Origin of the sequence: Burkholderia sp. Ap-955, from assembly GCF_011753045.1 — a bacterium.
GTDB lineage: Bacteria > Pseudomonadota > Gammaproteobacteria > Burkholderiales > Burkholderiaceae > Burkholderia > Burkholderia lata_D.
In genome coordinates this window covers 216,103-227,752 of sequence record NZ_VWWH01000004.1, presented here as the reverse complement: position 1 = coordinate 227,752, position 11,650 = coordinate 216,103, and the positions used below count along the sequence as shown (strand labels likewise).

The 11,650-nt window shown below is 66.7% G+C and carries 11 protein-coding genes and 2 pseudogenes; 7 read left to right on the top strand and 6 right to left on the bottom strand.

The annotated features are described in order from the left end of the window. Window positions 1-453: pseudogene (locus F3J15_RS04330) on the bottom strand (DUF2339 domain-containing protein); the annotation flags it as partial. A gap of 482 nt (window positions 454-935) precedes the next feature. On the opposite strand from F3J15_RS04330, the pseudogene F3J15_RS04325 reads away from it, so the two are divergent. The 6 genes and pseudogenes from F3J15_RS04325 to F3J15_RS04300 form a co-directional block, all read left to right on the top strand. Next, window positions 936-2,227, top strand: a pseudogene (locus F3J15_RS04325) (glycine betaine/L-proline ABC transporter ATP-binding protein); the annotation flags it as partial. After that, a complete protein-coding gene (gene choW / locus F3J15_RS04320) occupies window positions 2,220-3,116 on the top strand; it encodes a choline ABC transporter permease subunit (RefSeq protein WP_046549695.1) in 897 nt (298 codons plus the stop codon). The pseudogene F3J15_RS04325 and the gene choW, both read left to right, overlap by 8 nt. Before the next feature lie 108 nt (window positions 3,117-3,224). Beyond that, complete coding sequence (locus F3J15_RS04315; RefSeq protein WP_166888114.1) at window positions 3,225-4,223, top strand: GlxA family transcriptional regulator; 999 nt, start codon at window positions 3,225-3,227, stop codon at window positions 4,221-4,223. 98 nt (window positions 4,224-4,321) lie between these two features. Further along, window positions 4,322-5,269 (top strand): choline ABC transporter substrate-binding protein, encoded by a 948-nt coding sequence (locus F3J15_RS04310; RefSeq protein ID WP_011354069.1) that lies wholly within the window; start codon window positions 4,322-4,324, stop codon window positions 5,267-5,269. Window positions 5,270-5,571: 302 nt separating this feature from the next. Next, window positions 5,572-6,198: a trimeric intracellular cation channel family protein gene (locus tag F3J15_RS04305; RefSeq protein WP_124585175.1), complete on the top strand. Its 627-nt coding sequence runs from the start codon at window positions 5,572-5,574 to the stop codon at window positions 6,196-6,198. Window positions 6,199-6,323: 125 nt separating this feature from the next. Further along, window positions 6,324-7,082, top strand: coding sequence for a hypothetical protein (locus tag F3J15_RS04300; protein WP_166888111.1), 759 nt, complete (start codon window positions 6,324-6,326; stop codon window positions 7,080-7,082). Between the two features lie 38 nt (window positions 7,083-7,120). Here the strand turns inward: F3J15_RS04300 and F3J15_RS04295 are convergent, their stop codons facing one another. Next, the gene (locus F3J15_RS04295; RefSeq protein ID WP_166888108.1) at window positions 7,121-7,546 is read right to left on the bottom strand and encodes a PACE efflux transporter; all 426 of its coding nucleotides are present in this window, start codon (window positions 7,544-7,546) and stop codon (window positions 7,121-7,123) included. Window positions 7,547-7,693: 147 nt separating this feature from the next. On the opposite strand from F3J15_RS04295, the gene F3J15_RS04290 reads away from it, so the two are divergent. Next, window positions 7,694-8,617: a LysR substrate-binding domain-containing protein gene (locus F3J15_RS04290; protein WP_166888105.1), complete on the top strand. Its 924-nt coding sequence runs from the start codon at window positions 7,694-7,696 to the stop codon at window positions 8,615-8,617. Window positions 8,618-8,669: 52 nt separating this feature from the next. On the opposite strand, the gene F3J15_RS04285 is transcribed toward F3J15_RS04290, so the two are convergent. From F3J15_RS04285 to F3J15_RS04270, 4 genes are all read right to left on the bottom strand, one after another. Continuing rightward, window positions 8,670-9,392 (bottom strand): hypothetical protein, encoded by a 723-nt coding sequence (locus F3J15_RS04285; RefSeq protein ID WP_166888102.1) that lies wholly within the window; start codon window positions 9,390-9,392, stop codon window positions 8,670-8,672. Between the two features lie 158 nt (window positions 9,393-9,550). Beyond that, window positions 9,551-10,699, bottom strand: coding sequence for an exo-alpha-sialidase (locus F3J15_RS04280; protein ID WP_166888099.1), 1,149 nt, complete (start codon window positions 10,697-10,699; stop codon window positions 9,551-9,553). A gap of 66 nt (window positions 10,700-10,765) precedes the next feature. Beyond that, window positions 10,766-11,035: a MoaD/ThiS family protein gene (locus F3J15_RS04275; RefSeq protein ID WP_166888097.1), complete on the bottom strand. Its 270-nt coding sequence runs from the start codon at window positions 11,033-11,035 to the stop codon at window positions 10,766-10,768. Between the two features lie 147 nt (window positions 11,036-11,182). Beyond that, window positions 11,183-11,581, bottom strand: a complete 399-nt coding sequence (locus tag F3J15_RS04270; protein ID WP_166888094.1) for a nuclear transport factor 2 family protein — start codon at window positions 11,579-11,581, stop codon at window positions 11,183-11,185. Between the last annotated feature and the right edge of the window lie 69 nt (window positions 11,582-11,650).

Sequence of the window (11,650 nt, the reverse complement as noted above, 5' to 3'; positions counted from 1 at the left end):
CGATGCGGACGCCGGTGCGTCCGGGCGTGCAGCGGCCGGCTGGGCAGGCGCGCGCGGCGGCAAGGCGGCCGAAGGCGGGAAAGTTTCGGATGGGGCTGCCGAGGCAGATGCAGAGGCGTCCCCGGTGGGCGTGTACACGGTCGCGGCCGAGCCGGCCTTCGTGCCGGCCAACTGGCCGCGCAACGACGCGACTTCACGCGTCAGCGTCTCGACGGTCGCCTCGAGGCGTGCGACGCGCTCGGCCAACGGAACCGGCGGCTGGACGGGCGGTGCCTGCATCGCGAACGCATCGGAGGCCGTGCCTTTGCTTTTGCGCTTGCGCTGTTGCAGCGTGTTGTCGAGGCAGAACCCGATCGCGGCGCCGAGCACTGCGCCGGTGATGGCGGAGAAATCCCCGATCAATGCGGCAATCCCGCCCACGATGAAGCCGATTGCGGTAAAAGCCCAGTTCATCTCGCCCTGCTCCCTCTCTCGTATCGTTATCGGCCTGCGATCGGATGTTTGCCGGTCGAGGCGGTATCGGCATGGCCGGCAGGCGAACCGGCATGCGCTGCTGACCACGGTGGCCGCATGGCGGCCTGCGTCGCGGTCAGCCTGTTGGCGGGGAATGTATCACAGCGGCCGTCGCGGATTTTCCGGGTTGGCGCGGTATCGTGGCGTGCACTGTCCGGTGTCGCCGCGCGGCTTTTTGCACGGTCATGCTTTTTATTGGTGGAGGCGATGCGCTTTCGTCTGAACAGATCGGCGCGTGATCGGACGTGAAATTGTCGTAAAGCGACGCGTGCCCGATGCGAATTGGCGCAAGGCGAGACGCGATATGCGCCGCGCTGCTGCGCACAAGTCCGACGCGCGATGCCCGCCGTTGCTGGCCGTGCGCGTATTGCGCCGCCGCAATCGGGTGCCGCCGCGTGCCGCGGCCCGCCCGGCGGGGCTGGCAGCCGTGTCGTATTTGCGCAAGCGTTTGTCGTAATTCGTCGGCAGGTCGGGGTTTTTTCTGGCAACTATGTAGGCACGCTAAGACAAGCGCGAGTCCCCGCTACACGAGGAGAAGGTTTCGATGGATGCCCCCAAGGTCGTGGTCGAAGGTCTGTGCAAGGTGTTTGGAAGCAACCCGCAGCAGGCGCTCGACATGCTCGCCGCCGGCGCGACGAAGGACGATGTGCTCAAGCGCACCGGCCAGGTCGTCGGCGTGCACAACGTCTCCTTCGATGTGCAGGAAGGCGAAATTTTCGTGCTGATGGGCCTGTCCGGCTCCGGCAAGTCTACGCTGATCCGCCTCGTGAACCGGCTGGTCGATCCCAGCGCCGGCAAGGTGATGATCGACGGGCTCGACGTCGCGTCGGCGCGCCGCTCGGCGCTGACCGCGCTGCGCCGCAAGGACATGAGCATGGTGTTCCAGTCGTTCGCGCTGATGCCGCACCGTACCGTCGTGTCGAATGCGGCGTTCGGACTCGAAGTCGGGGGCATGGGCAAGAAGGAGCGCGAGCGGCGTGCGATGGAGGTGCTCGAGCAGGTCGGCCTCGCACCGTTCTCGCACAAGCTGCCGTCCGAGCTGTCGGGCGGCATGCAGCAGCGCGTCGGCCTTGCCCGCGCGCTGGCCGTGAACCCGTCGCTGATGATCATGGACGAGGCGTTCTCCGCGCTCGATCCGCTCAAGCGCCGGGAAATGCAGGATGTGCTGCTGCAACTGCAGAAGGAACAACGCCGCACGATCATGTTCGTGTCGCACGATCTGGAAGAAGCGCTGCGCATCGGCAACCGCATCGCGATCATGGAAGGTGGCCGGCTCGTGCAGGTCGGCACGCCGCAGGACATCATCGCGAACCCGGCCGACGATTACGTGCGCGCGTTCTTCGACGGCATCGACACCAGCCGCTACCTGACGGCCGGCGACCTGATGCAGACGGGCGCCGTGCCGATCGTGTCGAAGTGCGATGCCGCGAACGTCGCGGCGACGCTGAACGGCAGTGCCGACTATGCGTTCGTGCTCGATGCGCAACGCAAGATCCGCGGCTTCGTCACGCGCGATGCGATCGGCCAGGCGACGCCGTCCGTGAGCCCGATCGAATCCATCCGGCGCGACGCGTCGCTCGAACATGTCGTCGCGCGCGTGGTCGCGAGCCCGAATGCACTGCCGGTCGTCGACGACGACGGCTGCTACTGCGGCTCGGTCGATCGTGCGCTCATCCTGAAGGCCATCACGCGTTCGCGAGGTTCCCATGTCTGAAATGATTCCGCTCGGTACCTGGGTCGACCAGTCCGTTCACTACCTGCTCGACCACGACGCCAAGACGTTCGACACGATCGGCCAGGCGATCGAGGGGCTCGCGGCATTCGTCGAGCACGGCCTGCAGGCGATCCCGATGTGGCTGATGATGGCCATCTTCATCGGTGTCGGGCTGTGGCGGGTGGGCTGGCGCTTCGCGCTGTTCACCACGCTGTCGCTGCTGCTGATCTTCGCGACCGGCTTCTGGGACCAGACGGTCATCACGCTCGGCCTCACGCTGTCGTCGACGATCATCAGCCTCGTGCTCGGCATCCCGCTCGGCATCTGGGCGGCGAAGAGCAAGTGGGTCGCCGCGATCGTGCGCCCGATCCTCGACCTGATGCAGACGATGCCCGCGTTCGTCTACCTGATTCCGGCCGCGATGCTGTTCGGTCTCGGCCGCGTGCCGGGGATCCTGTCGACGGTGATCTTCGCGATGCCGCCGGCGGTGCGCCTGACGAGCCTCGGGATCCGCCACGTGAACCGCGAGATCGTCGAAGCCGGCCAAGCCTTCGGCTGCACGCCGTGGCAGTTGCTGTACAAGGTGCAGTTCCCGAATGCGCTGCCGTCGATCATGCAGGGCGTGAACCAGACGATCATGATGGCGCTGTCGATGGTGATCATCGCGTCGATGGTGGGTGCAGGCGGCCTCGGTAACGACGTGCTCGCCAGTATCCAGCGCCTCGACATCGGCCTCGGCTTCGAAAGCGGTCTGTCGGTCGTGCTGCTCGCGATCATTCTCGACCGCATTACCGAAAGCTTCGGCCGTGCGCCGGGCACCGTGAAGGCGCCGCTGTTCTCGGGTCTCAAGCAGCTGTTTCGCGTGAAGGCCGCGCCCGCCCAGGCTTGACCTCCAGCGGCCGGAACCCTCCGGCCGCTCATCCTGAATAGAGATAACGGCCTCCGCGGCATCTGCCGCGGGGCTGGCCCCCTGCAACCTCCTCGCCAGGAGACCGATGTGACGTCCGCCGTCGCTGTCGCGCCCGCAGCCTGCGTTTCACCGGTTTCATCTCTCGCCCATTTCGGCTTCCTGACGCTGCCGAACTTTTCGATGATCGCGTTTTCGAGCGCCGTCGAAGTGCTTCGGATGGCGAACTACGTCGGGCGCGCCGATCACTACCAGTGGTCGATCTATTCGCTCGACGGCTGTCCGGTGCACGCCAGCAACGGCATCGCGGTACGGCCCACGCAGGCGCTCGACTATACGAACCTGCCCGACGTGATGATCGTGTGCGGCGGCATCCGCATCCGCGACGTGGTCGACGAGGGTGCGCGCGATACGCTCGCGGCGCTCGCCGAACGTGGTCTGCCGCTCGGCGGCATCTGCACGGGCGCGTATGCGCTGATGTCGAGCGGGCTGCTCGACGGCTATCGCTGCACCGTGCACTGGGAGAACCTGTCCGCGCTGCATGCCGAGTTTCCGCAAGTGGGTTTTGCGGACGAACTGTTCGTCGTCGACCGCGACCGGCTGACCTGCACCGGCGGCACCGCGCCGCTCGACCTGATGCTGAACCTCGTCGGCATGCGCTTCGGCCAGCAGCTGGCCGCGCAGGTATCCGAGCAGTTCATCCTGGAGCGCATCCGCAGCTCGACGGACACGCAGCCGATTCCGGTCGATGCGCGCGTCGGCTTCTCGCGCGCGGAGCTGATCGAGGTCGTGCGGCTGATGGAGGCGAACATCGAGGAGCCGCTGTCGCTCGAGGAGCTCGCGCGGCTCGTGCGGCTGTCGCAGCGGCACCTGCAGCGCATGTTCAAGGTGTACCTGAACGTGTCGCCGACCCACTATTACCTGACGCTGCGCCTGAAGCGCGCACGCGACCTGCTGCGCACGACCGATGCGTCGATCGCACGCGTGACGACGGTCTGCGGCTTTCATTCGCCATGCCATTTCAGCAAGGCCTACCGTGCGCAGTTCGGCCACGCGCCGAGCTACGAGCGCCGGTTGCCCGGGCGCTGACCGAACCTCTGGTCCGCGACGCCGCCGGGATCGCGGCGCGCGGCTTCAATAAACGATCCCGTATTCAAGCAAACGACATCACTTTGAGGAGAAGCAAGATGAAGCGCCTATTGATCGCAGCGGTGTGCGGGATCGGGATAACCGCGCCGATGTCGGCCGTGTACGCGGCCGATCCGCCCGTGTGCAAGAACGTGCGCTTCGCGGACGTCGGCTGGTCCGACATCGCGGCGACCACGGGCCTCGCATCGACGATGCTGCAGGGGCTCGGCTACAGCCCGACGAAGACGATCGCCTCGGTGCCGATCACGTTCGCCGGCATCAAGAGCAAGCAGATCGACGTGTTCCTCGGCTACTGGTCGCCGACGATGGACCCGATCATCCAGCCGTTCACGAAGGCCGGCCAGATCAAGGTGCTTTCGACGCCGAACCTGACGGGCGCGAAATATACGCTCGCGGTGCCCGACTACGTGTACCAGGGCGGCCTGAAGTCGTTCGCGGATATTCAGAAGTACGCGGACAAGCTGAACGGCAAGATCTACGGGATCGAACCGGGCAACGACGGCAACCTGCTGATCAAGAAGATGATCGACGGCAACCAGTTCGGCCTCGGCAAGTTCAAGATGGTCGAGTCGAGCGAGGCCGGGATGCTGGTCGAGGTGAATCGCGCGATCCGCGACAAGCAGTGGATCGTGTTCCTTGGGTGGGAACCGCATCCGATGAACGTGCAGATGAAGATCGACTACCTGACCGGCGGCGACGACGTGTTCGGCCCGAACTACGGCGAAGCGAAGGTGCTGACGGCGACGCCGCCCGACTACGCGCAGCGCTGCCCGAACGTCGCGAAGTTCGTGTCGAACCTGCAGTTCACGACGTCGATCGAGAACCACGTGATGATGCCGATCATGAACAAGGAAGATCCGAACAAGGCGGCGGCCGAGTGGCTGAAGGCGAACCCGCAGGCGCTCGACAAGTGGCTCGCCGGCGTGACGACGCTCGACGGCAAGCCGGGCCTGCCGGCGGTGAAGGCTTATCTCGGCGTGCATTGAGCGTGACGCGTCGGACTTCGCGGCTTCGACTGGAAGCCTGACGTGTTTCCGAGCCGGTGGAAGCAGGGTGCGCATCCTGCTGCCACCGGCTTTTTGTTTCCGGCTTCAGGTTCGGCCCGTCAGTGGACGGGCGATGCGCTAGACTGCTCGATCCCGATCGAGGAGACGGCAATGATACGCAGTGCGCTTGAGGTATCCGGATGGCGGCAGGTGGCCGGCAGGCGGCCGAGGCCGAACGGCGCGTCGGCTTGTCGCGACGCAGGCTGCAGCCGGACGATGCCGCACTGCGGCCATTCACGCGCATGAAGCGCATCGAGCAAGTGGTGCTTGCCGCCGATCTCGCGGGCACGGCGGTGTTCGCGGTCGAGGGTGCCAATGCGGCGATCGGCGCCGGGCTCGACCTGTTCGGTGTGATGGTGCTGTCGCTCGTCGTCGCGCTCGGCGGCGGCGTGATCCGCGATCTGCTGATCGGCGCGCGGCCGCCCAGCGCCGTGAGCGACTGGCGCTATCCGGCGCTCGCGTTCGCGTCCGGGCTGTTCGCGTTCGTCTTTCATGCGCGGGTGGCCGAGTTCTCGCCGTCGATGCTCACGACGCTCGATGCGGCCGGCCTCGCGTTGTTCGCGGTCGCGGGCGCGGTAAAGGCGCTCGAGTTCCGCGTCCACCCGTTCATCGCGACGCTGATGGGCGCCGTGACCGGGTGCGGCGGCGGCGTCGTGCGCGACGTGTTGCTCGCGCGGATACCGGTCGTGCTGGTCACGGACATTTATGCGAGCGCGGCGCTGCTTGGCGCGGTCGTCGTCGTGTCGTGCCGGCGGCTCGGTTGTCCGCCGGTCGTCGCGGCCGTGCTCGGCGGCATCGCCTGCTTTGCGCTGCGGATGGCGGCCGTGCGCTTCGGCTGGCAGTTGCCGAAAATCGCGGGCGGGGCGTAAACGGCGCTTCAAGCACGCTTCGCGCAGCCGCAGCCGCGCGGAAAAGGATAGGACAGAATCGCGACGACTGACCCGGACCGGACGTTCGTTTCGCGCAGCGCAATGGATCGCAATCGGGTACGCCTATGCCGCCTCTCGTCGAAGCAATCCTGGGTTGGGCCACAGTCGCGCTGGGCGCACTGGGCTTGATCTGCATGATGATCTGGCCGCTGACGCCGGACCGGTGGGTGTTCGAGGCCGGCTATGCGTGCCTGCCCGACGGCCGGGACCTGATCCTGTCGCCGCGGCGCATGCGCATGGGGCACTTCGTGTGGTGGTCGTTCGGCTTCGGGCTGTGTGCGTTGGGACTGGCCTGCATGATGGGCGTACCGCTGCTTGCCGGGAGCGTTACCGGTGACGAATTGCATGCGTGGTACGAATGGCTCGGGCTTGGCGTCTTCGGTGTGTTCGTCGCCAGCGCGGGCGTGCTGTTGATCTGGATCGGCCCCAAGCTGATGCGCGCGCGCTGGTTTGCCGGTCCGCTGCGCGAAGTGCGTTTCTGCTGGCGTGACGGCGAACGCTGGATCGATATTCGCACCACGCGCCTGCTGCGCAAGCCGGTGCTGAATACCTACGCGTGCCGCGATCTGGAGCACCTGCTGGTCGGTGGCCGGAAAGGTATCGACGGCGCGGTCGTGGGCGGTTCGCTGGTGAAGATCCAGAGCGATCTGGCGCAACTCGTGCTCGTGTTTCGTAGCCGTCAGCCGATCGACCTGATGGGGCGGATCAACGACGGCGAGCAAGCGCGCCGCATGGCCTGCATGATCGGCGCCTGGTGCGGTGTCGACGTCCAGCGGGTCGATGGTTTGCCTGGCGTGACGCCGTTCAACTTCGACCGGATCTGACTTTGCCCGCCTCGCAGGGTGAGTACCTCGCACCCACCTCACGACCCCTTCGTCGCCGCCGGCATGTCGAACACCCGATCGAATGCCCACTGGAACACGAACGCATAACAGAAGAAGAACGCGAACAGCCCGATGTCGACGACGAACGCGTCGAGCCACGAGATGTCGAGCCACCCCGCCACGACGGGCACCAGGATGAAGATCAGCCCGCCTTCGAATCCGGTCGCGTGCAGGATCCGCCGCCCGAGCGTGCGTGTCGGCTGGCGCCGCGACGCTTCCCAGCGCTCGAACAGCGCGTTGAAGATCATGTTCCACAGCATCGCGATCGCCGACATCGTCGCCGACAGCGCGCCCGAATAGACGAGGTCCTGCTTGAAGATCGCCGCGATCGCGGGCGAGATGCAGGAAATCGCGATCGCTTCGTAGAGCACCGCCTGCGTGATCCTGCGCGGTAGGCCTTGCACGTTGTTGCTCCGGTTGGACGTCACTCGACGCGGCACCGTGCCGCGACGTCCCGCAAGGCTATTCGCGTTGCACGCCCGCTTCAATTCACCTAATCTCAACCCCATTCAATTGAATTCAACCCGGCCCGATCCGGCCCGCGAGGCCCCGTGTTCTCGAAAATCCCCCTGACCGCATTGCGTGTATTCGAGTCGTCGGCGCGGCTCGGCGCGTTCAAGGCTGCCGCGGACGAACTGTCCGTGACACCGGCCGCCGTGTCGCACCAGATCAAGTCGCTCGAAAGCCGGCTCGGCGTGCTGCTGTTCGAGCGCGGTGCGAGCGGCGTGCGGCTCACGGACGAAGGCGAACGCCTGTTTCGCGCGAGTCACGATGCACTGCTCGCATTGAGCCGCGGGCTCGACGCGGTGCGGCCCGAAACGACCGGCGAGCGCACGCTCGTGCTGACCACCACGCCCGCGTTCGCCGCGATGTGGCTGATTCCGCGCCTCGGCCGGTTTCGTCGCATCGATCCGCAACTGCACATCAAGGTTGAAACCGGCAACACGCTCGCGGATCTCGAACGCGATGCGCGGATCGACCTCGCGATTCGCGCGACGTCGCGCACGTTTCCGGCGCTGCACGAGATTACGCTGATCGACGAGTATTTCGGTGCGTATGCGGCCGCCGGGTTCGATGCGCATCGGGCGGACGAGCCGCTCGACCTGATCGAGACCGTGTGGGACACGCCGCTGCCGGTGTCAGTCGACTGGGCGTCGTGGTGTCGCGCGGCGGGGCGCGAAGCGTGGCTCGAGCGCGCGGTATTTCGCCACTACGACGACGAGCATTACGCGTTGCAGGCGGTGCTGCACGGGCAGGGCATCGCGTTGCTCAGCTCCGTGCTGGCTGCCGAGCATGTCACGCATGGGGCATTGATGCCGATCGAGCCGTCGGTACGGATCGAGGGCGCGCGTTTTGTCGCGCTGTGCCGGCCCGGGCGGGAGCGCGAGCCGCAGGTCAGGTCGTTTCTCGACTGGCTCCAAGAGGAGATCGGGCTGACGCGGGAGGCGGTGGGGCGGATGGGGGGAGGGGCCTGAGCGGGAACGCCGGGTGGCACTGCTCGTTACGCGCGGGCGGGTGCCGCCCCGGTTATTTCCCGGGGCGTATCGGCTTCGCGAGCTTTGCGTCGCAACGCCAGCTTCGGTCGCGTATCGCTGCGATCTGCGCGACGGCCGGGCTGCGCCATGCGTCAGGCAGCTTGCAGGTGCGGCGGACGGCGCGTTTCGCGGGCGTTTCGTCGCCAGGGATCGGGGCGTCGCTGTCGTGCACCTCTCCCGTCATTGCATTGACGCTCGTATGGGATTCGCTGCTGCCGCTGCCGTCCCAGCGGAAGTCCCAACTGTCCTCATCCCATCCCGCGACGATCCATTGGCCGTTGCGCGTCGTCACGCGCCAAGTTTCGCCCCAGCGCATCGAACTGCCGCCGTAATTCCGCACCAGCAGCGAACCATGGCTGATGTCGAGCGGCTGGTACGGATCGCCCATCACGCCGCCGTCGTCTGGTCCCATCGCGATCGCGTCGTTCGTGAGTACGCGTTTGCCGTCGACGAAGATGCGCAGGCGCCGCGGGCCGTCGGGTTGCCCGCGCAGCACGTCGATGCAGGCGGTGACCGGCTGGGTCGAGCCGAACGCGCCGCGGATGCTGTCGTCGAGTGTGTAGCCGGTGTCGACCTTGCCGCACGGATCGTCGGTCGTGTTGGTCAGCCCCGCGCCATGTGCGGTGGAGGCGGCGAGGACGGTAGACGCAAGCAGCGCGCGCAGGTTGAGCGGCGCGGCGTCGAATCGCTCGGGAAACGACCGGAGAAATCGCATGGCGACAGGGTGATGAGAGGCCGGGCGTGCAGTGTAAGCGATTCGGCGGGCCGATCGGGCGGCGTGCGAAGGCGCGGTTTACCGACGAGCGGGCCACCGCATTTTGCGTTGGCTTCGAAGGCCCGGAGCGGGCCGTCAACCGACCCGCTCGCACACCATCACCCGAACCTGACGCAATAAACCGGTGGCAGGTGCGCAGACACCAACTGCCAGTTTTCGCCGCCGTCAGCGGACGTCCATAACCCGCCGGTGGTCGATCCCATCGCGAGGCGCGTGCCGGTGTCATCGATCGCGAGCCCGTGCCGATACACGAGGTCGTACGCCGGCGCACTCGGCAACCCGTTCGCGAATTGCTCGAAACTGCGCCCGCCGTCGCGCGTGCGCGTGACGACGAACCTGCCGTCCACCGGAATCCGGCACGCGTCTTTCACGGCCGGCACGAACCACGCGGTGTCCGGTTCGTGCGGGTGCACGGCTACCGCGAAACCGAAGCTCGAAGGTTGCGCCTCGATGCGCCGCCAGTGCTCGGCGCCGTCGGTCGAGCGGAAGATCGCGCAGTGATGCTGCGTCCACAGCACGTCCGGGTTGGCCGCGCACTGCACGACGCGGTGCGGGTCCTGCATGTTCGGTTCGCCGCGCCGCTCGGGCGGCATGTAGTCGGCTTCCATGCCATCGGCGGTCACGCGCCATGTCGCACCGCCGTCGGTGGTTTGCCAGACGCCGCCGCACGAGATGCCGATCGCCACGTGCCGGCTGTCGCGCGGATCGACCATCACCGAATGGATGCCCGGCGCGTCGTATCCGCCGCCGCCCCATTCGGCGCGCTCCGGGCGATCCCACAGTGCCCGGTTGAGCACCCAGGAACTGCCGCCGTCGTCGGAGCGGAACAGCCCGCCGGGAATCGTGCCGGCCCACAGCACGCCCGGCTCGTCGGCGCCGCCGGCTTCGAGCGACCAGATCTGCTGGAGCGTCCATGGCGGCTGCGGTGGGCCGGGTGGCGCGTCGTCGTCGTCGCCGGTGCCGGCATTCACGCTGGCGCTGGCGGGTGGGGCGTCGGCGGGCTGCGGCGGATAGACGGGAACCGCGCATTCCTCCCAGTCGGTGGCGCCTGCGCGCCGGCGGTGCAGCTTGACGCCGAAATGACCGAGGTTCAGCGCGGCGTACAGCGTGCCGTCGCGCGGGTCGGCGAGCGTCATGCTGACCGGCTCGCCGGCGAAGTGCGGCTCACCGAGCGTCCAGCCGCCGTGGCCGTCGGCTTGCAAGACGAACAGGCCCTTGCGGGTGGCGACGAGCAGTCGATCGTTCATTGCGATGTCTCCTGATGGCCCGGCCTGACGTCGGGGTGCGCGGTCGGTGCTGGTGGATACGTCCCCTTATCCGCCTGTCAGCGCCTGCACGACATAGACCCGGCTGGCATCGCCGAGCACATCGGACAGGTGTTGCCGGTCGCGTATCGGCTGGCCGTCGATGAATACCGACAGGTGTTTGCGCAGCGCACCCTGGTCGTCGAGGATGTAGCCGCGCAGCCGCGGCTGCTCGCCGAAAACGGTGTCGAATGCTTCGCCGACCGAGCGGGCGTCGATTTCGCGCTCGGGCGTTTCGATATGCCGCTGGATCGAGGCGGCGAAGAAGAGGTGCGCCATGGCGGTGGCTGGCAGGAGCCGCGCTGAGGGGACGGTCTGTAGTTTAGGCGATCCAGCGGGTGCGACGGAGCCGGATCCCGCATCGGTCGCATCGTCGATGCGCAGGCACCGAATGGCCTTGCGGGGTCGCGCCGTCGTGCGTGTCGGTCACGCGTACTTGTCACCAACCGCCTCCCTGACCGGATGCGTGTCATAGACGATGACCATGCGCTCGACGAGTCCGCTTTCGTCGAATTCGAACACATCGACGCATTCGAACTGCACCGCCGAGCCGTCCTTCAGCCCCCAGTCGTACACGAAGTAACCGGTTGCCCGTCGCGCCCCGGTCGCACTGACGCAGATGTCGATCGTCGTGATCCGACTTTGTCCGGATGCCGCAACGACCTTTTCGAAGAACGGTTTCGGCTGCATCCAGCCGAGAAACGGAGAAAAAATCCGTGCATCCGGCGTGAACTGCGCACAGATCGAGGCGACGTCGCCGCGCTCGAGCGCCTTCAGGTAGGTGTCGACCTGCCGCGTGTATAGTGCCTTCGACGATGGGACCATTCTCTTTCTCCGCTGGTTGTTGACGAGCCGGGCCGCGACAGGTGATGCGGGTCCGGCGCAACCAAGATA

What these genes read in the sequence shown, in the direction of transcription:
- choW (WP_046549695.1), top strand. Translation starts at nt 2,220, where the DNA reads ATGTCTGAAATGATTCCGCTCGGTACCTGGGTCGACCAGTCCGTTCAC.
- F3J15_RS04310 (WP_011354069.1), top strand. Translation starts at nt 4,322, where the DNA reads ATGAAGCGCCTATTGATCGCAGCGGTGTGCGGGATCGGGATAACCGCG.
- F3J15_RS04305 (WP_124585175.1), top strand. Translation starts at nt 5,572, where the DNA reads ATGAAGCGCATCGAGCAAGTGGTGCTTGCCGCCGATCTCGCGGGCACG.
- F3J15_RS04300 (WP_166888111.1), top strand. Translation starts at nt 6,324, where the DNA reads ATGCCGCCTCTCGTCGAAGCAATCCTGGGTTGGGCCACAGTCGCGCTG.
- F3J15_RS04285 (WP_166888102.1), bottom strand. Translation starts at nt 9,392, where the DNA reads ATGCGATTTCTCCGGTCGTTTCCCGAGCGATTCGACGCCGCGCCGCTC.
- F3J15_RS04280 (WP_166888099.1), bottom strand. Translation starts at nt 10,699, where the DNA reads ATGAACGATCGACTGCTCGTCGCCACCCGCAAGGGCCTGTTCGTCTTG.
- F3J15_RS04275 (WP_166888097.1), bottom strand. Translation starts at nt 11,035, where the DNA reads ATGGCGCACCTCTTCTTCGCCGCCTCGATCCAGCGGCATATCGAAACG.
- F3J15_RS04270 (WP_166888094.1), bottom strand. Translation starts at nt 11,581, where the DNA reads ATGGTCCCATCGTCGAAGGCACTATACACGCGGCAGGTCGACACCTAC.